The sequence below is a fragment of the Lysinibacillus telephonicus genome (assembly GCF_039654155.1).
Lineage (GTDB): Bacteria > Bacillota > Bacilli > Bacillales_A > Planococcaceae > Ureibacillus > Ureibacillus telephonicus.
In genome coordinates, this window is the sequence record NZ_CP155468.1 from 397,788 (window position 1) to 422,323 (window position 24,536).

At 35.5% G+C, this 24,536-nt stretch carries 29 protein-coding genes; 26 read left to right on the plus strand and 3 right to left on the minus strand.

All coding sequences use genetic code 11. The annotated features are described in order from the left end of the window. Window positions 1-75 precede the first annotated feature (75 nt). Window positions 76-1,206 carry a group II intron reverse transcriptase/maturase gene (ltrA, locus tag MKY04_RS01865; protein ID WP_421662332.1) on the plus strand — a complete coding sequence of 377 codons (1,131 nt, stop codon included), beginning with the start codon at window positions 76-78 and terminating at the stop codon, window positions 1,204-1,206. Between the two features lie 242 nt (window positions 1,207-1,448). Here ltrA and MKY04_RS01870 read toward each other — a convergent pair whose 3' ends face one another. Both MKY04_RS01870 and MKY04_RS01875 read right to left on the minus strand, forming a co-directional pair. After that, complete coding sequence (locus MKY04_RS01870) at window positions 1,449-1,862, minus strand: ImmA/IrrE family metallo-endopeptidase (RefSeq protein WP_346235221.1); 414 nt, start codon at window positions 1,860-1,862, stop codon at window positions 1,449-1,451. A gap of 13 nt (window positions 1,863-1,875) precedes the next feature. Next, complete coding sequence (locus tag MKY04_RS01875; protein ID WP_126295035.1) at window positions 1,876-2,310, minus strand: helix-turn-helix domain-containing protein; 435 nt, start codon at window positions 2,308-2,310, stop codon at window positions 1,876-1,878. Between the two features lie 414 nt (window positions 2,311-2,724). On the opposite strand from MKY04_RS01875, the gene MKY04_RS01880 reads away from it, so the two are divergent. The 24 genes from MKY04_RS01880 to MKY04_RS01995 all read left to right on the plus strand — a co-directional run bounded on the left by MKY04_RS01880 (window position 2,725) and on the right by MKY04_RS01995 (window position 21,837). Further along, the gene (locus MKY04_RS01880) at window positions 2,725-3,144 is read left to right on the plus strand and encodes a LuxR C-terminal-related transcriptional regulator (RefSeq protein WP_246020372.1); all 420 of its coding nucleotides are present in this window, start codon (window positions 2,725-2,727) and stop codon (window positions 3,142-3,144) included. Between the two features lie 591 nt (window positions 3,145-3,735). Further along, window positions 3,736-4,164: a phage tail terminator family protein gene (locus MKY04_RS01885; protein WP_346235222.1), complete on the plus strand. Its 429-nt coding sequence runs from the start codon at window positions 3,736-3,738 to the stop codon at window positions 4,162-4,164. A 2-nt stretch (window positions 4,165-4,166) separates the two neighbouring features. Beyond that, complete coding sequence (locus MKY04_RS01890) at window positions 4,167-4,484, plus strand: hypothetical protein (RefSeq protein WP_346235223.1); 318 nt, start codon at window positions 4,167-4,169, stop codon at window positions 4,482-4,484. A 3-nt stretch (window positions 4,485-4,487) separates the two neighbouring features. Further along, entirely contained in the window at window positions 4,488-5,807 is a 1,320-nt protein-coding gene (locus MKY04_RS01895) for a phage tail sheath family protein (RefSeq protein WP_346235224.1), read from the plus strand. 14 nt (window positions 5,808-5,821) lie between these two features. Beyond that, window positions 5,822-6,331: a phage tail tube protein gene (locus tag MKY04_RS01900; protein ID WP_221766334.1), complete on the plus strand. Its 510-nt coding sequence runs from the start codon at window positions 5,822-5,824 to the stop codon at window positions 6,329-6,331. Window positions 6,332-6,514: 183 nt separating this feature from the next. After that, window positions 6,515-6,943 (plus strand): phage tail assembly chaperone, encoded by a 429-nt coding sequence (locus MKY04_RS01905; protein WP_126294988.1) that lies wholly within the window; start codon window positions 6,515-6,517, stop codon window positions 6,941-6,943. Between the two features lie 393 nt (window positions 6,944-7,336). Continuing rightward, complete coding sequence (locus MKY04_RS01910) at window positions 7,337-9,526, plus strand: tape measure protein (RefSeq protein ID WP_346235225.1); 2,190 nt, start codon at window positions 7,337-7,339, stop codon at window positions 9,524-9,526. After that, window positions 9,519-10,184 (plus strand): LysM domain-containing protein, encoded by a 666-nt coding sequence (locus tag MKY04_RS01915; RefSeq protein WP_346235226.1) that lies wholly within the window; start codon window positions 9,519-9,521, stop codon window positions 10,182-10,184. Before MKY04_RS01910 ends, MKY04_RS01915 begins: the two co-directional genes overlap by 8 nt. Next, entirely contained in the window at window positions 10,177-11,139 is a 963-nt protein-coding gene (locus tag MKY04_RS01920) for an XkdQ/YqbQ family protein (RefSeq protein ID WP_346235227.1), read from the plus strand. Before MKY04_RS01915 ends, MKY04_RS01920 begins: the two co-directional genes overlap by 8 nt. 1 nt (window position 11,140) lies before the next feature. Continuing rightward, window positions 11,141-11,446 (plus strand): DUF2577 domain-containing protein, encoded by a 306-nt coding sequence (locus MKY04_RS01925; RefSeq protein ID WP_126295043.1) that lies wholly within the window; start codon window positions 11,141-11,143, stop codon window positions 11,444-11,446. 4 nt (window positions 11,447-11,450) lie between these two features. Next, entirely contained in the window at window positions 11,451-11,858 is a 408-nt protein-coding gene (locus tag MKY04_RS01930; protein WP_126294994.1) for a DUF2634 domain-containing protein, read from the plus strand. After that, window positions 11,858-12,946: a baseplate J/gp47 family protein gene (locus MKY04_RS01935; RefSeq protein ID WP_126294995.1), complete on the plus strand. Its 1,089-nt coding sequence runs from the start codon at window positions 11,858-11,860 to the stop codon at window positions 12,944-12,946. The genes MKY04_RS01930 and MKY04_RS01935 overlap by 1 nt, the downstream gene beginning before the upstream one ends. Further along, window positions 12,930-13,487 carry a putative phage tail protein gene (locus MKY04_RS01940; protein WP_246020376.1) on the plus strand — a complete coding sequence of 186 codons (558 nt, stop codon included), beginning with the start codon at window positions 12,930-12,932 and terminating at the stop codon, window positions 13,485-13,487. Before MKY04_RS01935 ends, MKY04_RS01940 begins: the two co-directional genes overlap by 17 nt. Continuing rightward, entirely contained in the window at window positions 13,487-13,756 is a 270-nt protein-coding gene (locus MKY04_RS01945; protein ID WP_126294998.1) for a hypothetical protein, read from the plus strand. The genes MKY04_RS01940 and MKY04_RS01945 overlap by 1 nt, the downstream gene beginning before the upstream one ends. Beyond that, window positions 13,756-14,487: a hypothetical protein gene (locus MKY04_RS01950; protein ID WP_148103518.1), complete on the plus strand. Its 732-nt coding sequence runs from the start codon at window positions 13,756-13,758 to the stop codon at window positions 14,485-14,487. The genes MKY04_RS01945 and MKY04_RS01950 overlap by 1 nt, the downstream gene beginning before the upstream one ends. After that, window positions 14,487-14,681 (plus strand): hypothetical protein, encoded by a 195-nt coding sequence (locus tag MKY04_RS01955; protein ID WP_126295002.1) that lies wholly within the window; start codon window positions 14,487-14,489, stop codon window positions 14,679-14,681. Before MKY04_RS01950 ends, MKY04_RS01955 begins: the two co-directional genes overlap by 1 nt. A 20-nt stretch (window positions 14,682-14,701) precedes the next feature. Next, the gene (locus MKY04_RS01960) at window positions 14,702-14,869 is read left to right on the plus strand and encodes a hypothetical protein (RefSeq protein WP_185807756.1); all 168 of its coding nucleotides are present in this window, start codon (window positions 14,702-14,704) and stop codon (window positions 14,867-14,869) included. Between the two features lie 163 nt (window positions 14,870-15,032). After that, the gene (locus tag MKY04_RS01965) at window positions 15,033-15,467 is read left to right on the plus strand and encodes a phage holin family protein (protein ID WP_346235228.1); all 435 of its coding nucleotides are present in this window, start codon (window positions 15,033-15,035) and stop codon (window positions 15,465-15,467) included. Next, window positions 15,464-16,228: an N-acetylmuramoyl-L-alanine amidase gene (locus tag MKY04_RS01970; protein ID WP_346235229.1), complete on the plus strand. Its 765-nt coding sequence runs from the start codon at window positions 15,464-15,466 to the stop codon at window positions 16,226-16,228. The genes MKY04_RS01965 and MKY04_RS01970 overlap by 4 nt, the downstream gene beginning before the upstream one ends. A gap of 381 nt (window positions 16,229-16,609) precedes the next feature. Further along, window positions 16,610-17,305 carry a response regulator transcription factor gene (locus tag MKY04_RS01975; RefSeq protein ID WP_126295007.1) on the plus strand — a complete coding sequence of 232 codons (696 nt, stop codon included), beginning with the start codon at window positions 16,610-16,612 and terminating at the stop codon, window positions 17,303-17,305. Beyond that, entirely contained in the window at window positions 17,283-17,438 is a 156-nt protein-coding gene (locus MKY04_RS01980; RefSeq protein ID WP_346235230.1) for a hypothetical protein, read from the plus strand. Before MKY04_RS01975 ends, MKY04_RS01980 begins: the two co-directional genes overlap by 23 nt. Window positions 17,439-17,451: 13 nt before the next feature. After that, window positions 17,452-19,665, plus strand: coding sequence for a HAMP domain-containing sensor histidine kinase (locus tag MKY04_RS01985; protein WP_346235231.1), 2,214 nt, complete (start codon window positions 17,452-17,454; stop codon window positions 19,663-19,665). Between the two features lie 175 nt (window positions 19,666-19,840). Further along, window positions 19,841-20,920, plus strand: coding sequence for a metallophosphoesterase (locus MKY04_RS01990; protein WP_126295011.1), 1,080 nt, complete (start codon window positions 19,841-19,843; stop codon window positions 20,918-20,920). A gap of 89 nt (window positions 20,921-21,009) precedes the next feature. Next, a complete protein-coding gene (locus MKY04_RS01995) occupies window positions 21,010-21,837 on the plus strand; it encodes an undecaprenyl-diphosphate phosphatase (protein ID WP_126295013.1) in 828 nt (275 codons plus the stop codon). A gap of 236 nt (window positions 21,838-22,073) precedes the next feature. Here MKY04_RS01995 and MKY04_RS02000 read toward each other — a convergent pair whose 3' ends face one another. Beyond that, on the minus strand, window positions 22,074-22,871 hold the full coding sequence (locus MKY04_RS02000) for a TIGR00266 family protein (protein WP_126295015.1): 798 nt from the start codon (window positions 22,869-22,871) through the stop codon (window positions 22,074-22,076). Between the two features lie 177 nt (window positions 22,872-23,048). Between MKY04_RS02000 and MKY04_RS02005 the strand changes: the two genes are divergently transcribed. Further along, the gene (locus MKY04_RS02005; protein WP_346235232.1) at window positions 23,049-24,530 is read left to right on the plus strand and encodes an aldehyde dehydrogenase family protein; all 1,482 of its coding nucleotides are present in this window, start codon (window positions 23,049-23,051) and stop codon (window positions 24,528-24,530) included. Window positions 24,531-24,536: the final 6 nt, after the last annotated feature.

Consider the following 24,536-nt stretch of genomic DNA (forward strand, 5'->3'; position numbering starts at 1 on the left):
ATCCCACGAGGGTATTTGCGGAGGGTGGAGTTCAGATGGGCATAAGAAGATAAGCTAATCACGGAAAGGAACGAAATGGTGATGTTGGATCAAATTCTCGAACGGCAAAACATGATACAAGCGCTAAAGCGAGTTGAAGCGAATAAAGGAAGCCATGGAGTAGATATGATGCCCGTACAAACCTTACGACAGCACATTCTCGAAAATTGGGAAAGCATTAAATCGCAGATTTTGAATGGAACCTATGAACCGCAACCAGTACGTCGAGTCGAAATCCCGAAACCAGATGGTGGTGTGCGTTTACTAGGTATCCCAACCGTGACAGACCGTTTGATTCAACAAGCTATCTCGCAGATTTTATCGAAGGAATATGACAAAACATTTTCGGACCAGAGTTATGGATTCCGTCCAAACAGGAGCGCCCATGACGCCGTTCGGAAAGCAAAGGGTTATATAAAGGAAGGTTATCGATGGGTGATTGATATGGATTTAGAGAAATTCTTCGATAAGGTCAATCATGACCGACTAATGGCAACATTAGCGAAACGAATTTCAGATAAACCTTTATTAAAACTTATTCGTAAATACCTCCAAGCCGGTGTCATGATAAATGGAGTGGTTTCAAGTACAGAAGAAGGAACACCACAAGGTGGACCTTTAAGTCCTTTACTTTCAAACATAGTTCTAGATGAACTCGATAAAGAGTTGGAGGAACGTGGACATAAATTCGTTCGATACGCAGATGATTGTAATATTTATGTGAAAACAGAACGTGCGGGACTAAGAGTAATGGCGAGTGTACAAAGATTTATCGAAGGAAAACTTCGTTTAAAAGTAAACGAAAAGAAATCAGCAGTAGACCGTCCTTGGAATCGGAAGTTCTTAGGTTTTAGTTTCACGAATCATAAAGAACCAAAGGTTCGTCTTGCGAAAACAAGTTTAGTTCGAATGAAGAAGAAAATACGAGAGATTACCTCAAGAAAGATGCCATACTCCATGGAATACAGAATCGAGAAGTTAAACCAATATCTAATGGGGTGGTGTGGTTATTTTGCATTAGCAGATACGAGTTCCATATTCAAATCACTAGATAGCTGGATTAAAAGAAGATTAAGGATGTGTCTATGGAAGAATTGGAAGAAACCTCAAACAAGAGTCAGAAATCTTACTCGGTTGAAAGTTCCTATTGGGAAAGCCAAGGGCTGAAAAGTCTGAAAGTTCGTTACGAAACTTTGCGTTATTCATCTTAATTGAACCGCCGTATACGGAACCGTACGTACGGTGGTGTGAGAGGTCGGGAGTTAATCACTCCCTCCTACTCGATTAAATTCGCCGATCAATATGCATTGTTTTTATGTTAATTTATAAGGAAATCTCTAAAATTTGTTCCATAAAACCACTTATATTTTTTGAGCTAGTTGGTAGGTTGCTTTTTTCTTCCTGCAAAATTATAAATACATTTCCATCTCATAAGGAATTCCATTTTCTTTTAAAATAGCAAATTTGGTATCATAATCTTCTAAATTTTTAGCGTAGAGAAGGAGATGGACAGCAAACCTATTGGCTTCACTTTCGATTTTTTCTACAGAATAAAAAGTATTCTTTTTTAAAAATGAAATGTTTAAATCTGGATGATAAATAGCATGTCCAATTTCGTGAGCACACACGAACCGTTTTTCCCACTCATTTAATTTATTATTAATGACGATAGTTTTCACTCTTTTATAGACACGATAAAAACCATAAGTGTTTCCTAGATCTAAATAGATAATCTGTATGCCCATTAATTCGGCAATTTCAAAAGGGTCATTTGTTCCAAATTTATTTACCAATTTAGAGATTACTTCCTGGAAGTTATTCATAAACCCCCTCCATTTAATCCTCTTTTCGATATTTTTTAGGGGTATATTTCTTTTTAGCTATTTGCTTTGCAATTCGCATAGACGTTTCAAGAGCAGCAATTAGCAACTCTCGGTCCTCTTCATCTACATCATCTATTGTAAGTCCATCAAAGTGTGCATAACCGTCAGTTGGATTTTCTAAATTATTAATAATCTTCTCTAAGTCTTTTTTTATGTTTATTTCTTCTTTTGGCGTCAACTCTGGAAGATTAGATTGGGTTCTACCTAATAGGTAATCTGTAGAGACTTCAAAAAAATCAGCAAATTTTTGCAACGTATCGAAATCAGGTTGACGAGTACCTTGTTCGTAGTTGGATATTTGCCCTCTTGAAAAACCCATTTTTTCAGCTAATTCGTATTGGCTTAGATTTTTCTCTTTTCTTAATTTAGCTAGATTATGACCAAACACTTGTTTCACCTCACTAAGAATATTATATAAGTAGAAACTTGTTGTTTCTATTAAGAATACAAAAGGGAAACAAAAAGTTTCTGATATATATTGACAGAAACATAATGTTTCAATTACTATGTGTATATAAGAAACAAAATGTTTCTTTCTAGTGGAATAATTGAAAAGCTCATATAGATAGTAGAACATTTTAATTGAACTGAGAGGTACAAAACTAGAACTGATGCTGGTTTTAATTTGAATATATCGCCTCAAATATTAGGTTCAATAGAAAAACTAATATAACACTATCTTTAAGAATAGCCAAAATAATCGCAGGTCATTAACAATTTTTATAAAGGAAAAATTTTTTTAACTAAAAAGGACACGAAATGTGTCTGTTAATAAAAGAAATTAAATTAGGGGGTAATTATTATGGGCAAAGAACAAATTAAACTAAATCGATACCAACTTGACCGAGCAATCAAACGATATAATGAAAATATGTCCAAGTATATACGATTGACGAAAGAAATAAATTCAATGTCACCATCAGCTTCTATATCTCGATATGGTGTAGAATCAACGTTGCCAAGAGCTGTTGGTATTAATAGTGATCCTGTTTTCCGACATGTACAAATTAAGAGAAAACGTGAGGAGGAAATACAAGCAGTTAAGGATGAATTACTGCTTGTTCAAAATTTAATAGAAAAGGTTCAAGGTGACAAAGAAAATGAAGTGCTTTATTGGCTATTAGAAGGAATGACTTTCCGTTGGATAGGGGAAAAGCTAAATATAAGCCATACAAGTGTGCAAAGAATAAGGGAACGTATTTTAGACATGATGTTGAAGTGACGATTGGGTCGCTTCTTTTTTTGTTTCTTTGAAGAAGTTGTTAAATTAAATACGTAAATTATTACTTTCCGTATACCGCTCAAAACATTCAAGATTCTAGAAAACTAATTAAGGAATTTAACAGATATACAAGTAAGTAAAATGATGAATTTATAAGGCATAAATATACTGTTACAAATGTGCCAGATGTTACAAATGTTCCAATAGTTCCAAAGATTGAAAAATAGTAGCTTTCACAATTAGAATAGAGGTAGGACGAAGTGGTAAATAAATCGATCTTGTCATAATTCCTATAACAAAGGGAAATGGACAAAGCGATCGATGATAATACAACCGTCCAAGTGAATTAGAAGGAGGGATTATTATGAAATAATTTAAAAACATAAAAATTAAATTATGGAAGGAGTTGCTATAAGTGGTTTTACAACAAAAATATAATATGTTCTATTAGAAAGCAGTCATTTGAGGAAATGGCTGCTTTTTATAATGGTTGAAAACTGTTCCAATCAGCTAATTGATACTTAAAGCTGAGTTAATGGAACACCAGCAAGCAACGAAAAGTAACTCATGAAGCTTAAAAGGAGGGATTCAATGGAAATTAACGATATCATTGTTGCTATTTCTCAAAAGCTTCAAGAAGTTTTCGGAAGTGATTATGAAAAATACGTCGAAGAACTGCCGCAAGAAGTTAAGACGCCTTGTTTTTTTATTCAATTCCAAAACCTGGAACAAAAACAACAAATCGGTAAGCGTTGGCGTATCACTACACTTTTTAATGTGAAGTATTTTCCGCAAAATGGTGCTGTAGAACTTGCAAATATGTCATTAAAGGTTCAACAAGCACTTAAGGAAATAACGCTATTCAATGATTCCAAATTACGTTCGACAGGGGCTAATAGTAAACCGGTGGACGGCGTATTGCATAATTATATGAACTTTAATTTCTTCTTACAAGAAGTTGAAGCGAAAGATTTTATGGAATCATTAGAACAACATCAACCTTTAAAAGGAGATGCGTAGAATTGACTGTGAAATTTTCAAAAACCAGAATTGCCAACAGCGATCGGTATAAAAGTAAACAAGATATTGTTAATGCTATCTTGAAAGATGATGAACTTTATACCATTGCTGAAGTAGACTCTGCATTAGAGGCTTTTTATGGTAGAGGGAAAATTGAAAATGAAGACGGAAATCCTCTTGTTAAGAAAGACTATGGGGATATTACGAAAAAAGAGCTAGAAGCATATCTTCAAGATAAATCAATTAATTATTCAGAAGCTAAAGATAAAAAATCTTTGTATGCATTATATTTACAAACATTTGAAAAACAGGAGGGATAAGATATGGGACTTGGTGGAGGAACATTAGGTACACAAAATAAAGTATTACCGGGTACTTATCATAATTTTATTTCAGCAGAAAGAGCGTTTAGCAATCTTAGTGATCGTGGATATGTAGGTCTTCCAATTGCATTAGATTGGGGAGTTGATGGAGGAGTATTTACCCTTACGGCTGACGATTTACAGAAGAATTCTCGCAATATCCTTGGTTATGATTATACAGATCCAAAATTGAAAGGTATTCGAGATGTTTTCAAAAATGCACATACCGCTTATTTATTTAGAATTGGTGAAGGTGCTGCCAAAGCATCAAATGCATATGCAGAAGCAAAGTATGCAGGTACACGCGGCAATGATTTGAAAATTGTAATTCAAGAGAACGTTGATGATTCAACGAAATTTGATGTTCAAACATACTTAGGAACATCATTAGTTGATGAGCAAAAAGATATTGCAGTTGCTGCTGATTTAGTAGGAAATGACTTTGTAATTTTTAAAGCTGATGCAATATTAGAAGTAACAGCTGGTACACCTCTGATTGGCGGTACAAATGGAACGGTGAATGGATCAGCATATCAAAATGCTCTAGATGCACTAGAAGCATATGGTTTTAATACATTAGGCTGTCTTTCATCTGAACAAACGGTTAAAGATTTATTTATTGCTTACACAAAACGTCTGCGTGATGAAGCAGGGGCGAAGTTCCAACTTGTTGGCCACAAATTAGGTGCAGCAGACCATGAAGGTGTCATTGATGTTCAAAATGATGCAATTGGTGAAGGAGAGGAAGTATTTGGTGCGGTTTATTGGGCAGTTGGTGCACAGGCTGGCGTTGCAATAAATAAATCCAATACAAACAAGGAATACAATGGTGAATATACGCTTGATATGTCAGAAGCAAAAACTCACTTGCAGCTTTCAGCATTACTTACGTCTGGTAAATATGTGTTCCATCGTGTTGGCAATGAAATTCGAGTGCTAGAAGATATAAATACATTTACTTCATTTAGATCTGATAAGAATGAAGATTTCTCATTGAATCAAGTAATTCGAGTTCTAGATCAAATTGCAATTGATACTGCAGCATTATTTAACACGCGCTATCTTGGCCATATTCCAAATGACCAATCAGGGCGTGTTTCTTTATGGTCTGATATTGTAACTCATCGTAAAGAATTACAAAGTATCCGTGCAATTCAAAATTTTGCTTCAGAACAAGTAACGGTTGAACAAGGAAATTCTAAGAAATCAGTTATAGTGAACGAAATAGTAGAGCCTACTGTAGCTATGTCTCAACTATTTATCACTACAACAGTAGCATAAGGGGGAATCGTCAGATGAAAAAAATGAATATGTTATTACCGTTAGATCTTCAGTTTTTTGCTGAAACAATGCATGCGAGAGATTCAATCAGTGGATCTCAGGGTGAAGCATTTGTAACGATTGATAATCAGCGTTATAACTTCGCTCAGTTAATTAATATTCAAGCTGATATGGGGAAAACGAAAACACAAGTACCGATTTTAGGCAAAGTCGGTAAAGGAAACAAGGCAACTGGTGCTGAATACACTGGCAGTGCAACATTCCACTTTAATACTTCAATCTTCCGTGAAATGCTTTATCGATATAAAGAGACGGGAGAAGATTTATATTTTGATATTCAGTTAACAAATGAGGATAAGTCTTCTACAGTTGGACGACAAACAATTGTATTGAAAGATTGCAACTTAGATGGTGGTATTTTAGCGTTGCTTGATGCTGATGCAGAATACCTTGAGGATTCGTTCGAGTTTACTTTTGAAGATTGGGAAATGCCAGAACGATTCTCAATTTTGGATATTATGTAAAAATTCTTGGGGCTGTCCCAGAAGTATGTATCACAAACTTCTGGGACGAATTTTCTTGATATAGAAATACTTTTGTATAAAAATTTTGTACCTGACGCTTCGCTTTCGGTACAGAAAAGGGACGTCCCATACTATATGAGACGCCCCTTTTTATAATCAAATTTGAAAGGAAATGATGAAAATATGAGTAACTTACAAGCATTCTTTGCACAAAATGTAGAAAAGGTAAAGGTTGAAGAACATGTAATTTCTAAACGTTTTAAAGATGCAAATGGAAAGCCGATTCCATGGAAGTTCGGTGCAATTGACGGAGAAGTTGATGCTGCAAATAGAAAAGCATGTACGAAGCGTATGCCTGTTCCAGGAAAAAAAGGTTTAATGATGCCGGAAGTTGACTTTGAACAATATACTTTAAAAAATGCGGTGGCAACAATTAAATATCCGGATCTAAACGATGCAGAGCTTCAGTCATCCTATGGTGTCATGGGAGCAGAAGCGTTGCTCAAAAAAATGCTGCTTCCTGGTGAACTTACTGAGGTAAAGAAAATTACCCAGGAGGTAAACGGCTTTGATGTAGGTATGGATGACCTAGTTGAAGAAGCAAAAAACTAATTGAAGACGGTGATAGCGATGCAAATATCGCGCACTATGTGCTGCATAAGCTTCGACTATTACCGTCGCAATATTTAAACCTTCCACGTCTTGAAAAAGCATTTGTTATAGCATCCATTCAAGTAAAAATCGAAGCAGAGAAAAAAGCAAGAAAAGAGGCGGAGCGAAAGGGTAAAGGAAGAAAAAGACGTTAATATTAATAATATAGATAAATGTTGTGTCTATGCTATTCAGTATTAATGTCTCGAATTTGCCTCCATAATGAAACACATTAAAATTAGTCGCCAAAAAACTAGATGTACCATAACAAAGTAAGTAGAATGATGGTATTAATTTTGAACATAGCACTCAACTTGAGTGCTTTTTTATTTTATACAAAAAGGCGGTGAATAAATGGCTACAATGAACACAGGAATACAAATTGACAGCATGATGTCTCAGCAATTCAATTCTATGAACATAGCAATGTCTACAGTTATTAATAATTTTTATACATTTCAAGATGTAGCGAGTCAAGCAATTGATCTCTCAGCATTAGAAGCTATACAAGAAGAATTACAACAAGTTAAATCAAATTTCAATCAGATAGAACAAGAAATACGACAAGCTGATGAAGCACAAGAGAAATTAAATCAAAATATCGAAAATGCAAATAATCCTGCTAATAATCTTTTAGGTACTTTAGGAGCGATTGCAAAAAGTTATTTATCATTACAACAATTGGGGAGTGTTCTATCTTTATCTGATGACATGGCGAATACGAACGCACAATTAGATATGATAAATGATGGGAAAATGACAACACCTGAATTACAGCAAATGATTTTCGATTCCGCTCAACGTTCTTATACATCTTACCAAAGTACTGCAGATATGGTAGGTAAATTAGGAATGCAAGAAGGAACTCAGTTCGATAGTAATGCTGAAATCGTAGCTTTTGTTGAACAAGTTAATAAATCACTCTCAATTGCAGGAACACCGCAGGAGGATATTAATTCTGTAATGCAGCAACTAACTCAGGCAATGTCTGATGGAGTTTTACAGGAAAAGGACATAAATGGGATTTTTGCTAATGCCCAACCAATTATTGAGAACATACAAAGATATTTAGAAGAAGCAATGAATATAAACATAGATGCGTCTAATATTCAGGAATTAGCCTCAAAAGGGATAATAACAGGAGAAGTTATCAAGAATGCAATGCTCTATGCAACGGCTGAAACCAACGCCGCATTTGAAGCGTTACCCTTAACCTGGTCGAAAATATGGACTGTAATGACAGATAGAGCTATAAATGCATTTACACCAGTTTTACAAAAAATCAATGAAATTGCAAATAGCGAACGAATGAAAGAATTTATGGACGGAATTTCTAATTCCTTAATGATTTTATCAGGAGTTGCCATGTTTGTATTAAGTATGATGTCTGATATAGGTGCATTTATTATTGACAATTGGGGTTTAATAGCGCCAATTGTTGGTACTGCGACAGCTGCAATTGGAGCATACGGTTTAGCGCTGTTAATTACTAAAGCAGCGGCGGTTGCTACAACATTTTGGACTGGTTTGCAAATATTGGCAATTGGATTAATGACTGCAACAAGTTTAAGGGGCGTATCAGCAACATTAGCATTAACCGGCGTACAGTGGGGATTAAATGCGGCTTTAGCAGCGAATCCCATATTTCAAGTTGTAATGGTAATGATAGCTTTAATAGGAGTTTTTTATCTAGCAGTTGCAGCAGTGAATTTTTTCACAGGGAAATCCTATAGTGCAACAGGTATCATTGCAGGTGTTTTTGCAACATTAGGTGCCTTTATAGCAAATGTATTTTTCGGTCTAATTCAGATTGTACTAGGTATTGTAGAAGCATTATACAATCATTGGGTAACCTTTGCTAACTTCTTTGGTAATGTATTTAATGATCCAATAGGTGCCATTATACACTTATTTGGCGATTTAGCTGACAATGCACTTGGAGTAATCGAGAAGATTGCAAGTGCACTAGATTTCGTTTTTGGAACGGATTTTGCAACTACAGTTGCAGGATGGAGAGAAGATTTATCTGGTTTAGTAGATTGGGGTGTTGAAGAGTATGGTAATGGTCAATATGAAGTTCTTTATGAGGAACTAGATACTGACAAAGTAATGTCTGATTTAGGAATAGGTTTGGAACGTATGGAATATTCCAATGCTTGGAAAGCTGGAAATGACTGGGGAGCAAATTTATTTAATTTCGATAAGCAAGAAGATGATTCTCAACAAAAAGAGCAAGAAGCTCAAATGCAAGCTATTATGGAATCCCTAGGTACGGGAAATAACTTTGCGAACAATACAGCAGAAAACACTGGGAGATTTGCTGATAGTGTTGAAATGGCTGGAGAAGATTTAGCCTATATGAAAGACCTAGCAGAACGTGAAGTAATTAATCGTTATACAGCTGCAGAAATAAAAGTCGATATGCGAAATGAAAACCACATCAATTCCGAATTAGACATTGATGGCGTTATTAATCGTTTTGGAGAACGAGCTGAAGAAGCGGCAGACATGTTAGCAGAAGGAGGCTACACTTATTATGTATAAATTCTTTCTTGATGGCGTGCAATTGCCTGTTCCACCTTCTAAAATGACAACAAGAATCAATAATAAAAACGAAACAATTACATTAATAAATGAAGGTGAAGTTAATGTATTAAAAAAACCTGGATTAACAGAAATTGAGTTTGATGTTTTACTTCCAAATACACAATACCCTTTTGCTGTTTACCAAAATGAATTTAAGCCAGCAGCTTATTATTTGGAAAAATTGAAAAAACTTAAGATAGAGCAAAAACCCTTTAAACTCATCGTTAATCGAATGTTACCTAATGGGAAATTATTATTTGATACAGATGAAATTATCTTTGCGCTAGAAAGCTATGAGTTTGTTGATGATGCTGAAAATGGGTTTGATATCGAAGTGAAAATCAAATTGAAACAATACCGGGAATATAAGAACAATAAAATTAACATTCAACCAAGCGTTTCTAGTGATACAAATAAAAAGGCTACTATTCAAAAACAAAGGTCTACTTTAGGTAAAGAAACTCCGAAAACACATATAGTAGCCAGAGGTGAAACTCTATGGGGAATTGCAAAACGATATCTCGGAGAAGGCTCGAAATATACCGAACTTGCTAAAATTAATAACTTATCAAGTCCAAACTTAATTCGGGTAGGGCAGGTGATTAAACTTGGCTAAAAGTCAACTGTTGATTATTTCTCAAGGGCGCACCTTTGAATGTGCTGTTGAGGAGGGTGTTGTTTGGGAGACTAAAAGAAAAGGTTCTCCAGGAAAGCTTACTTTTAATGTAATTAAAGATGAAAAGCTGGGGTTTTATGAAGGTGATGCTGTACAGTTTCATTATGATGGAAAGGAAATTTTCTTTGGATATGTTTTTAGTAAAAAACGTAGTAATAATCGCATTATAAGTGTTACAGCATATGATCAACTTCGATACTTTAAAAACAAAGACACTTACGTATTCAAAAATAAAACTGCAGCACAAGTACTTCAAAAGCTTGCAAGTGATTTTCAATTGAAGACCGGTATTGTGGCAGATACAAAGCATATTATTCCTTCAAGAGTTGAGGACAATCAAGAGCTATTTACAATTATGGAGAATGTACTATCAGAAACGACTAATTATACAAAGGAAATTTATATTTTGTACGATGATTTTGGCTCATTGTGCCTTCGCAATATTAAAGAATTAGAACTAGATTTGTTAATTGATGAACAATCCGGTGAAACATTTGATTACACTACTTCAATTGACGACGGAACCTATAACAAAATTAAATTAGTTCGTGAAAATAAAGAAACCGGCAAGCGTGAAATATTTATCGCCGAAGATAGTGAGAATATTAATAATTGGGGTATTCTTCAATATACGGACACTGTCGGTGAAAAGGAAAATGGTAAAGTCAAAGCTGATTCCTTATTAAAGTTATACAATATGAAATCCCGTAAGCTGCACATCAACCAGGTCTTTGGTGATAAACGTGTTCGTGGAGGCTCAATAATTGGCGTTTATATGTATTTAGGTGACGTAACTGTTCAGAATTACATGATTGTAGATTCTGTAAAACATACTTTTTATGAGTCGGATCACCGAATGGACTTAACGCTGCTGGGTGGTGAATTCATTGCGTGATATGAATGATTTTCTAAATATCATTAAAAAAGTTGCAATTAATTCCATGAATGCTCAAAAATTAACAACTGTTGTTTATGGTATCGTCATTGATGTTAACCCTTTGAAAGTGCAAATTGATCAGAAGTTAGTGTTAGAAAAAGAGCATTTAAAGTTGACCAGGAATGTGAAGGACTTTACTGTTGAAGCGACTATGAACGGTTCTAAACAGAACTATACGGTCCATAACAGTTTAAAGAAAGGTGACAAAGTTACAATGATTCGAGTGCATGGTGGCCAACAATATATCATCGTCGATAAGGAGTGATGTGATGATTCCGCAGCAAATTATAAACGATGGTCTAATAGCGGACTTCGAAGAAGAAGTTCAGCCATCGAAAACATTTAAATTAAATTTAGAGAGAAATCGCTGTGTTGGCTTTGTAGATGGATTACAAGCTATGGAACAAGCGATTTTTTTAATGCTTAGCATTGAACGGTATGACTTTTTGATTTACTCGTGGAACTATGGGGTGGAATTTAAAGATTTAATAGGAAAGCCTAGTGCCTATGTTGCTAGTGAAGTGAAAAGTCGAATTCGCGAGTGCCTTTTACAAGATGAACGTATCACTGAAGTTGATTCTTTTGAAGTTATAGCAAATAAAAATAAAGTACATGTGAATTTTGTTGCCCACACCATATTTGGGGAAGTTACAGCTAAGAAAGAGGTGGATTACTAATGGCTGAACCAATTAATTTAGAAACAACCTATGAAGATTTAATGGCGCAAAAGTTAGCTAAAATTAATGATTCACTCGATAAGCGTGAAGGTAGTCTTATTTATACTGCGACTGCAGCTAACAGTGCTGAAATAGCCCAAATGCTTGTCACAATTAAAAATAATAATGATATGGTATTCGCCGATACTGCTCCAAGAGAGTATTTAATTCGTCGTCTTGCTGAGCGGGGACTTACTGTTGATGAAGCGACTAAAGCAAAGTTGAAAGGTACTTTTAATATTGACATACCAATTGGTTCTCGTTTTAGTTTGGATCAATTAAACTATAAGGCTATTGAACGAATTTCATTTGGTGAATATGTACTTGAATGTGAGACAGCTGGAAACGTCGGTAATTTATATTTAGGATCATTAATCCCTATTGAATATATAGATGGACTTGAAAGAGCAGAACTAACAGAAGTGCTTATACCAGGTGAGGATGAAGAGTCTACAGAATCGATTAGAACAAAGTATTTTAACTCATTTGAATCGGTAGCGTTTGGTGGGAACAGAGCCGACTACAAATCTAAAGTCGGTTCTCTTAATGGTGTAGGTGGAGTACGTGTTTACCGTGCAAAATATGGTGCTGGAACAGTTGGTTTAACAATTATTAACTCTCAATTTAAAAAACCATCTCAAACATTAATTGATTCGATTCAAGAGGCTGTAGATCCAATAGGTGTACAAGGTGAAGGAGTAGGAATTGCACCAATTGACCATATTGCCACAGTGTCAGCTGTTAATGAGACAACAGTCGATATTTCGCTTAATATTACTTATCAAAGTGGATGGACATGGGTTGACATTCAAGAAAACGTATTGCAAGTCATTGATGATTATTTTAACGATTTAGCGAAAGAGTGGGCAAAAGCTCAAACATATGAGGAGGATCATCAAGGCGTAGTTGTTCGTATATCGCAAATTGAAACAAGGCTTCTTGGTGTAAATGGCGTGCTGGATATTGCAAACACTCAACTAAACGGTGGAACTTCAAATATTGAACTAGATAAAGAAGCTATACCGATTAGAGGTGTTGTCATTGGCTAGAGAAGTAGATCTATTAAGTTATTTTCCTTCAGTATTCCATGAAATCCAAGAAATTGTTGAAATAGCTAACGCAGAAAAAAAGCCTCTTGATGGAACTTGGCAAGCAATTGAGGATAGTTTAAACAATCAATTTATAGTGACTGCAAATGAAGAAGGTGTCTCACGGTATGAGAAAATGTTGAAGATTAACGTGCCAGCAACAGACACCCTTGATACGAGACGGTTTAGGTTGCTCGCAAGATTTCAGGAACATCCCCCTTATTCGAATAAAGTGCTTGAACAAATACTCGATAGTTTACTAGGTAAGGGACAATTTGTAATAGAACGGAATGTAGTCAATAAAACATTGAAGGTGAAAATTGAACTAACTCTCAAAGGACAGTTCGATACCGCCTTTGCCATGTTAGAACGAATTACTCCGCAGAATATGAATTTAATAGTTGAGCTGCGTTACAACCAGAATAGTTTATTGACTAAGTTTACACATGCTCAATTAAGTGTGTACGAGCATGAACAACTAAGAAGTGAGGTGTTAAGTTAATGCAAAAAACGACAAATTATGGTCTAAAAAAACCAGAACAAACTGATTTTTATAACGTTCAAGATTTTAATGACAATGCGGATATAATCGACCAAAAGCTAAAAGAAAATGCTGATAATATAGTAGTCCAAGGTGAGAAGCTGGAAAAACATCAAGAAGAAATAAAAAATATTAACACATTTGTTCATGAAAGTTTGTTATACCGTTGGGGATTTTTTTTATCAGCAGCTGGCGAACCACAAATTTGGTACGAGGAGGTAGTTGAATAATGACGATTATAGATCTTGCAACTAAGGCAATGCAAGAGAAGATTAAGTCTGTTGTAGACACTACAAAAACAGTTGTTGATGGTATAAAAACTACAGTTATCAGTACCGAAACTACTGTAAATGGTGTGAAATCAAAAACCGACACATTAGACACACGAACTAATACAATGAACACTAATATAAACAATATAAATACAAATGTGGGTACCGTAAAGACTGATGTTGCATCAATCAAGAATACGGTTACATCTGGTTTTAAGCCAGCTGTAATGACGCCATTCTCCTATGTAATTACAAAAGGTAGCGGTAGTTATACTATTGATACTTGGTATACACTAATAAATATCACTGGAGAAGGCGAACTGCAAAATGTACTAAGTGCTGTAGGTCATGGTAATGGTTCTAATATGCTTCGGGTAACTATAGATGGAGTTGTTAAATACTATGGTAAGACACCTGAGAGCTATAATGGTCCAGGTGGTGTTATCGGTATGACAAAATTGGACAATATTTTTAATAGGCCGGATTATGGCGAGCCGTTTATGGGACTCTCCGCAACAAATGACTTTAACTTAGGCTCAGTGGTGACATATCCATATACTGGTGGAGGCGGCGGTGTATCTTTAATCGATATACCTATTAGATTCAAATCATCACTGAAAATAGAATGGATGCCACAGGTAAGGACGACTGACACTCATTATGTATTCGCAACGGGAGGGGTGTTTTAATGAATTTAGTAAAAACGGTAGAAGCAAAGGGCTTGATTAGAGAGGAATACGACAATGGTACGATAATCGAGATAGATAAATCGGCCTTTGAAACCAAAGAACAAATAGTAAAGGTGAAGCCTACTTTGGAAGAATTAAATTATGCGGAAACTACTTATCAAACAGCGTTACTAGAAGTAATGATATTAGGGTAAAGGTAAAGGAGAGGATGTAAATGAAAATTTGTGACATTTGGAGAAAAATTATAAATGCCAAAACTTATTCGAAAGATGTTTCCACGAACCGTGTTACTACTATTTATACAATGGGACAAATAACTGATAATGAGTATAGGGATTTAGTGGCTCTTATTAACTCTACTTATGAAGAAAAAGAAAAGTAAAAACGAAATGTAGTAGGGTAGCATTATTTTTTACTCTATTTTTAAAATAATTTAAACTTTAGTAGTAGAGCACTCTCTATAGGGTGCTTTTTATATTGGCAACATGATTTAAGCGACGCACTGTGCCGAGCAGTGCAATTTAATAGTGGTAGGTGCTCAAATAATGGAAAACAAAATAGCATTAATAACAGGGATTTTAGGTGCTATTGTATCTTATATGTTTGATTTAGTGGGGGTTGCAGTGTCAATCCTCATTTTATTTATGCTTGCGGATTACACAACTGGTTTAATAGCCGCGGGAATAAATAAAGAATTAAATAGTCGTGTAGGTTGGACTGGTTTTGTACGAAAAGTGTATATTTTGGTACTTATCGGGATGATTTATGCACTGGAGTTTACCGCTAGTCAATATGTGGACTTTGACATTTTTGGCGGCTACATCGGTGATGGTGCAGCTTTTGCTTACATTGCTATTGAGTTTATTTCAATCGCTGAAAATGGGGTTAAGATGGGAGCTCCAATGCCTCCATTTGTAAAAAACTTACTAAAAATAGTCAAAGAAAAAACGGGTGTTAATGAGGAAGGCGACCAAATATGATCACAATTTCCCCAGGACACTGGGTACCAGGCACAGGAGCTAGCGACTTAATTGATGAAGTAGCTGAAGCGCGAAAAGTAGTTAAAAGAGTAGTAAAAATACTACGAGCAAATAAAATTACAACAAATCATGTTGTAGACAACTCATCAAAAAATCAATCACAAAATCTAAAATATCTAGTGAACGAACACAATTTAACGAGCCGTGAACTTGATGTATCGGTACATTTTAATTCATCCAGTCGTACGGATAGGGGGCTTGGTGTCGAGGTACTATATTTCTCAATTAAAGACTTAGCTGCCAAAATGTCAAAGGCAATTTCGGAAGTTAGCGGATTAATTAATCGAGGGGCTAAGTTGCGTAAAGACTTAGCCTTTTTAAACAGTACGAACAAGCCTGCAATATTAATTGAAGTATGCTTTGTGTGCTCCACAGCCGACATAGCCATTTACAAACGGGATTTCGAGAAAATCTGTTATGCAATTGCCCAATGCTTAGCGGAATTCGTTGGAAAGCCTATTAAAAAAGGTGGGTCAAAATTGGATTTCTCAAGTAAAGCAATGCAAACGAAATATGAAATGCGTACTAGTTCCCCAGCTACTAAAAAATTGATATTAGAAACTGCTTTTAGCATTGAAGAATTACATTTAGATAGAAAGCATTGGGAGGAACAGTACGAGAAAGGCAACATTAAAGAAGGCGACTGGAATGCATTTGCATATGAGGTTGCCGTCCATTTGGCAAAGAATAAATATAAATAACAAATAAACCGTCACATCCACTGGTGGCGGTTTATTAACTTAAACATCATATAAACACCTACATGTTCTTCATTCTACATTAAAGTAAGAAACGAATTAGCTGCTTCTGTTTCTTCTCCTTCAACTACATCACCTTTCCCGCCGCCTACGAAGCAAACCTAAATTTTTATACCGAATTCCAATTTCCCCCATTAAAATCTCTTTATATAACCTTTTAAATAACGTAAGCTAAAATTAAAAGCTAACATTATTTCGAAGAGCCATAAAAAAACTACTACATAAACAAAGAAATCTTAAGAAATTCTTCATAATTTTCATGACTGGATGTTAAGATTCGAAATTTATGATAAAACCATAAGAAAAAGAGCAGAGGTGAGAGCTGTGGAAAAATTAACAGTGCTCATCACAGATGATGACAAAGATATTCGTGATGGGATTGAAATTTATTTAAAGAACGAAGGCTACAACGTTTTAAAAGCAGCTGATGGAATGGAGGCATTAAAACAGCTGGAAGAAAATGAAGTGCATTTAATTATTCTTGATATTATGATGCCAAATATGGATGGGATTACGGCAACGTTTAGAATCCGTGCAGAGCGAAATATTCCCATTATCATGTTAAGTGCAAAAGCGGAAGAAACAGACAAAATTCACGGGTTATCAGTAGGAGCAGACGATTATATTACGAAGCCATTTCATCCACTTGAACTTCTTGCGCGGGTAAAATCTCAGTTAAGACGGTATGTTCAATTAGGTACATATCACGGTCAATCACAGACGAAAGTCGAAGTGAACGGACTATCACTCGATATTGATGCAAAAGAAGTTCGGCTTGATGGTGAACTCGTAAAGCTTACACCTATTGAATACAAAATTACTGAGTTGCTACTAAAAAATGCGGGTCGTGTCTTTTCGATTAATGAAATTTATGAGCTTGTTTGGAACGAAGAAGCGTATAACGCAGAAAATGTTGTTGCAGTCCATATCCGCAAAATACGTGAAAAAATTGAGGCGGATCCGAAAAATCCAAGATTTTTAAAGGTTGTGTGGGGAATTGGATACAAAATTGAAAAATAATATTGAGACAAGCGTAACGGTAATTTGTCTAATGGCATCAATAGTCGGAATGACTTTCATTAGTATTGCTACAGTCAATTTTTTAATTGAACAGTATGATAATGCACGCCAGTTATTAACAAAACTATTTTGAGGAGGATTATAAATTGAGAAAAAAAGGTAAGTTATTCCTCACTCTTTTTCTTATAATATGGGTTATTTTTAGTGGGTTATTGTTTATTAATCATGGTCAAAGTTATATTGGCAAATCTTACTTTAATTCGGATTACTTCCAATCAACTATAGAAAGCTATAAAGAACAACTTGGAAGATATGTTTTGGCACCCTTTGATGAAGAAAAGGCAAAGAAAAATATTACAGTTACTCAGGAAGAAATCGACTATTACAGAAATTACTATGGTACTTTAACTGAGCAAATAGAAAATATTCGCGGCCAATATACTGATCGAATATTGCAAGCAGAACATACAGGCGACAATGAATTAAAAGAACTATTAGTCGCAGAACGTGATGCGAAAATTGAAGATATAAAAGGAAACTTTCAAAATGACGAGTATGTTGAAAAGAAAATACGCAATGACAAAATACGCATTATAGAAAGTTATGCAGCACAACAAGAACGCGACCGAAATGACTTTTTAAATGAATATAATTATTTTGCGTATAGCATTACTAATATTAAAACAGGAGAAACTGTAGAATTAGGGGATTTAAATGGTTCAAATATTTATACAAATAAATTTGGTTATAATGAACCATATTTAACTGTTGATAGTACAGCTTATATCGATCCATATGAAAGTAACCACACAATTGATGATATGTATAATGGGTTTGAGGTACAAGGTGAAATTGCGCAATTTGAAGGGATAATTAGTGTTCCAAAGTCAATGCTAAATTCTGCAAACTTCAAAGGTGAATATCAATCCTTCATGGTTGCAAAAATTATTTTCTATATTATTTGGGCAACTGGGATTTTAGCGATTGTTGGGTTACTGACATTTGCTAAACCTTCATGGAAGCAATTTATGATTTCATATAAGATTAAAACTATGTTTTTAAAATTACCGGTGGATGTTCGAATCGTGTCACTTCTGATTACAGCTTTTATTGGAATTGCTTTCATAGACGTAGTTGGAAATATGATTGGAAATATTTATTATAATTGGGCAGGGAATAATTTCATCTCATACATTCTAGAAATTATAATTTACACGGTAATCGTGTTTATCGCCTTGACTGCAGTAACTTTTGGCGCAATATGGACTTTTGAATCGATGAATGGCGAAATTAAATGGCAGAAAGAATTAAAGGGTGCATTTCTATATAAATTGGCAAATGGCATACAAGATTTATTTTTAAATCGCTCAATTGGACTTCAGTCAGTTGCCATTTTAACTATAGCTTTCCTTGCAGGGATTGGACTAGTAGGTGCATTTGTAGATGGTGTGTTAACTGTTATTTACTTATTCCTCTTTTTCTTTATAGCGTTACCGTCGTTTCTAATTTTCCTTAGTCGTATGGGCTACCTAAACCGTATTATGAAGCAAACGAAGGACATGGCGGAAGGGCGTTTAACAACCGAAATAAAAGTAAAAGGAAAATCACCATTTGCACGTCATGCAGCTAATTTAAATGCTTTACGTGAAGGTGTTAAAAGGTCAATGTCTGAACAGGCAAAAAGCGAACGTTTAAAAACAGAGCTAATCACAAATGTTAGCCATGATTTACGTACACCTTTAACTTCGATTATTACGTACACAGATTTATTGAAAAATCCTAATATTACAGAAGAAGAACGAAACCAATATATAGATGTGTTAGATAAAAAATCAGCTCGTTTAAAAACATTAATTGAAGATTTATTTGAAGTTTCAAAAATGGCGAGCGGCAATATTGAAATAACTAAGCAGAGAATTGATTTGACACAGTTAATGAAACAAGCCATTGGAGAGCATGAGGAAGAGTTTTCTAATGCAAAACTTGATTTGCGTTTAACAATCCCTGATGAACCAATATTTGCGTATGTAGACGGTCAAAAATGGTGGCGTGTTATAGATAATCTAGTAGTCAATACAATAAAATATTCGCTAGAAGGAACAAGGGTTTATGTAACGTTAAAGAAACGTGGTGCAGAAGCAGAGTTTACTGTCAAAAACGTCTCGAAATATGAAATGAGTGAAAACGTAGAAGAACTTACAGAACGTTTTAAACGCGCGGATGCATCTCGACATACAGATGGTTCTGGACTAGGGCTTGCAATTGCACAATCAATTGTTGACTTGCACGAAGGGCTTCTAAACATAGAATTGGATGGAGACTTATTTAAAGTAATTGTTACTGTACCAACTGAGTACTAGATTTCACTATTTTTAAGGCGCAACATCCTCGAAGGTTAAGTAGGATTCACAAAGGGCTGTTCAGAAATTTTAATATCTGGACAGCCTATTCCTATTCCATCATTAATAATGTTTATTCCTTAATCTACATGGTATACTTTGAAAAAAGTCATAGCAAAGATGGAGGAGTTGCAAAATGGGGAATATTGCTGGAATCTCGATAGCAATGATCCTGTATAGTGCCATTAGCACTTATTTAGGCTTTAATTTAAAAAAATGGCTCGCAGCAATTCATTTATTACCAGTGCCAATTATTTATTGGCTTGTCTTCTTCATTATTGCTTTTAGCTTTTTGATTGGAAGAATGCATAGCTCGCTTCGTATATTCTCAGTCATCGGGAATTACTGGATGTTCTTTTTCGAATACGGTCTCATACTATGTATTATCGCAAATCTAATTGTTGTATTAACACCAATTAAAAATGTCTCAGTAGTTGGCTCCATTGTTGTGGGTTTACTTATTGTTTTATTTGCATGGGGTACATATAACGCATACTCGCCGGTCGTTCGCAATCTAGAAATTAACATTGATAAAAAAGGAGAACCTCTAAAGCTTGTCGTTGCATCAGACTTTCATTTAGGAATTCTCTCAAACAAAAAACATTTGCAAAGATTTGTAGAGCTTTCAAATAAAGAGAATCCTGATGCCGTGTTACTAGTGGGGGATTTGGTTGATGATGATCCGGTTTGGTTTGTAAAAGATGGCATGAATGAAGTGATGAAACAGCTAAAAGCAACATATGGTGTCTATGGAGTGCTGGGAAATCATGAATATTACGGCGGCAAAATTCCGCTTTTTGTAGAAGAAATGAAGGAAGCAAATGTCCAAATTTTAATGGATGAAACAATTTTTGTTGGAAATCGTTTTTATTTAACGGGACAAGAAGATGTAACAAATAAAAATAGAATGACAATTGACGAGCTCAAGCCAAAAGACGGTACACTTCCTTGGGTGGTTATGAATCATACGCCTAATAACTTGAATTTACCAGAAGAGGCAGGTGTGGACCTTCATTTATCGGGGCATACACATCTTGGACAACTTTGGCCGAATAATTTAATAACCAATCGAATCTTTGAGCTTGATTATGGATACTTGCAAAAAGACCAGATGCATGCACTTGTATCATCGGGATTTGGATTTTGGGGGCCTCCAACTAGAATCGGAAGCCGCAGTGAATTATGGGTGATAAATGTTAATTTTACAAGCAATTAATAGATGAATGGTGATAGACATTCTAAAAAGCATCATGTATTGTAATTTAAGGACTTATAGAATAAAAATATAAGGAGATTTTATTTTGTATGGAATTTTTTGATTTAATTAAAGCCGTTATCCTCGGTTTTGTTGAAGGGATGACGGAATTTGCTCCGGTGTCTTCTACGGGACATATGATTATAGTGGATGATTTGTGGTTAAAGACGAAAGAGTTTTTAGGTTCAGGTTCAGCAAATACATTTAAAATTGTTGTTCAGCTTGGCTCGATATTAGCTGTTGTAGTTGTTATGTGGAAGAGGATGCTAAGCCTTGTTGGACTATATAAAATAGAGGGACAAACTCCATCTCGCAAATTTAATCTAGGACATGTATTAGTTGGGATTATACCAGCAGGTGTTTTTGGTGTGTTATTTGAAGATTACATTGATGAAAACTTATTCTTCACATCAACTGTAATTGTAGGCTTAATAGTTGGAGCTATTTTAATGATTATTGCTGATAAATTTGCTCCTAAACGACCAGCTGTAAAAACTTTAGATGATCTTTCGTATGGGAAGGCATTTAAAATTGGGTTAATTCAATGTTTATCATTATGGCCGGGATTCTCTCGATCTGGAGCAACAATTTCAGGTGGGGTTTTACTAGGTCTTGACCATAAAACGGCATCAGATTTTACATTTATTATGGCAGTGCCAATTATGGCTGGAGCTAGTGGGTTATCATTAGTGAAAAACTGGGATCAAATTAATGCAGATCACTTTTGGTTTTACGTAATTGGTTTTATTAGTGCATTTATTTTTGCATTAATTTCTATTAAGTTCTTCTTAAAGTTGATTTCGCGCATTAAACTAGTACCTTTTGCTATTTACCGAATTATTTTAGCCGTTATTTTAATTGTCGTTATTTACTTATAAAATAAATCGCTCCAAAGGAGATAATCCTAGGAGCGATTTTTTATTTTTGAAAATGTTTTTATGGTAAGTTCTAAAACATTAAAAAGGAGCTTAGGAATATAAGCTCCTCAATAATAAGAAAGTGTTTTGAGGAGTATAGCGCAAACCGCCAAGCCTCTAAAGATGAATTGCGTCTCTTTATCGAAGATGTGGCGCCTTAAGCCTATATAAAGCTAAAGGACGCATTCACATTCTTATTAATCGTTAAACAAATTAAACAATCCGCCGATTCCACCTTCACCACTGTCTTTACCGCCTCCGCCTTGTGAAACTGGTGCAGCAGCAAATACGCGGCTTGCTAGACGGCTAAATGGCAATGATTGGATCCAAACAGTACCCGGACCACTTAATGATGCAAAGAAGATTCCTTCTCCACCAAATAATGCTGTTTTGATGCCTCCAACCGTTTCAATATCGTAGTCAACAGTTGAAGTCATCGCAACTAAACACCCTGTATCAACACGTAATTTTTGACCCGGTTGTAGATCTACACGATGAATCGCACCACCTGCGTGAACGAAAGCCATGCCATCGCCTTCAAGTTTTTGCATAATAAATCCTTCTCCACCGAAGAATCCAGCACCAATTTTTCGTTGGAATTCAACACCAACAGAAACTCCTTTAGCAGCAGCTAAAAATGAATCCTTTTGACATATAATTTTGCCGCCTAGTTCACTTAAATCCATTGGAATGATTTTACCTGGATAAGGAGCAGCAAAATAAACGTGACGTTTTCCGGAACCTTCATTTGTGAATGTTGTCATAAATAAGCTTTCACCAGTAATTAAACGTTTTCCAGCGCCCATTAATTTTCCCATAAGACCGCCGCCGCTGCTTTTAGAACCATCCCCAAAAATTGTTTCCATTTTAATTGAATCATCCATCATCATTAAACTTCCAGCTTCTGCGATAACCGTTTCATTTGGATCTAACTCTACTTCAACAAATTGCATATCATCGCCGTATAATTTGTAATCAATTTCGTGATTGTTCATTTTCATAACCTCCCAAAGTTATTAATACATTTATATCATTTAGGAATACGTTTTACATCAAAGAAAAGTTTCGTGCAAATAACTTTTACAATAAATAACATTATGAAAAAAGGGAATTAAATAGAAAATGTCGAATAATAGTACAATATAATTGATTTTTCGAATAAGGAGGGTGTTATGAAGTTACAAAACTTTATTGATGGTAAATGGATTGCGAATGAGGACCTTCAAACTATTCCAGTTATAAACCCGGCTGATGGGGAGCAGCTGGCAGAAGTACCTTTATCAACTAAAGATCAGGTTGATGAAGCTGTTGCAGCCGCTAAATCTGCACAAAAAAAGTGGGCGCTTGTACCTGCACCTAGACGAGCAGAATATTTATATGAGATTGGTTTTAAATTAAAAGAGAAGAAAGAATACCTTGCTCAAATTTTAACGAAGGAAATGGGCAAAGTGATTGAGGAAGCTCGAGGCGAAGTACAGGAAGGAATAGATATGGCGCTTTATATGGCAGGAGAAGGAAGACGGCTTTTCGGTGAAACGACGCCTTCCGAGCTCGCTGACAAATTTGCTATGAGCGTGAGGGCGCCAGTTGGAGTAGTGAGCCTTATTACTCCGTGGAATTTCCCGATTGCAATCGCAACTTGGAAGGCGTTTCCGGCAATTGTTGCAGGGAATACAGTTGTTTGGAAGCCTTCCATAGAAACGCCGCTCATGGCATATGAAATGGCAAAAATATTTGAAGAGGTAGGTTTGCCAAAGGGAGTAGCCAATGTCGTGTTTGGCACGGGTACTTCTGTTGGAACAGAGATGGTAAAGCATCCTGATGTGAAAATCATATCGTTTACAGGGTCGAATGAAACGGGCAGCAAAGTAGCAGAACTTGGCGGTAAACATTTGAAAAAGGTGTCACTTGAAATGGGAGGAAAAAATGCCGTTATTGTTATGGATGATGCTAATTTGCAACTAGCGGTGGAAGGAATCGTTTGGAGTGCATTTGGAACAGCTGGTCAACGTTGTACAGCGTGTAGTCGCATCATTGTCCATAAAGATGTAAAAGATGAACTAGAGGAAATGCTCGTCGAAGCAATAAGTAAGTTAACAATCGGTAATGGCCTTGATCCAACTATAAAAATTGGACCTGTTATTAATCGCTCAGCTCTTGAAAAAATACAGCGCTACGTTGACATCGGAAAAAGTGAAGGCGCAACGTTGCTAGTAGGGGGAAGAGCGTTGACAGCACCACCATTTGATAAAGGTTTTTATTTTGAACCAACAATTTTCACAGACGTAAAAAATGATATGACCATTGCACAAGAGGAAATTTTCGGACCGGTTGTTAGCATTATTTCAGTTGATAGTTTAGAAGAAGCTATTGAAGTAAATAACAGCGTGAAATTTGGCTTATCGAGTTCTATTTTCTCACAAGATATTAATAAACTATTTATAGCACAAAGAGATTTGGACACGGGGATAGTATATATAAATGCAGGAACTACAGGAGCTGAAATCCATTTGCCTTTTGGGGGGACAAAAGGAACAGGAAATGGCCATAGGGATTCTGGCCAGGCTACTTTAGACGTATATACAGAATGGAAAAGCATATATGTCGACTATAGTGGGAAGCTGCAACGAGCACAAATTGACATAGAAAACTAAATGCAA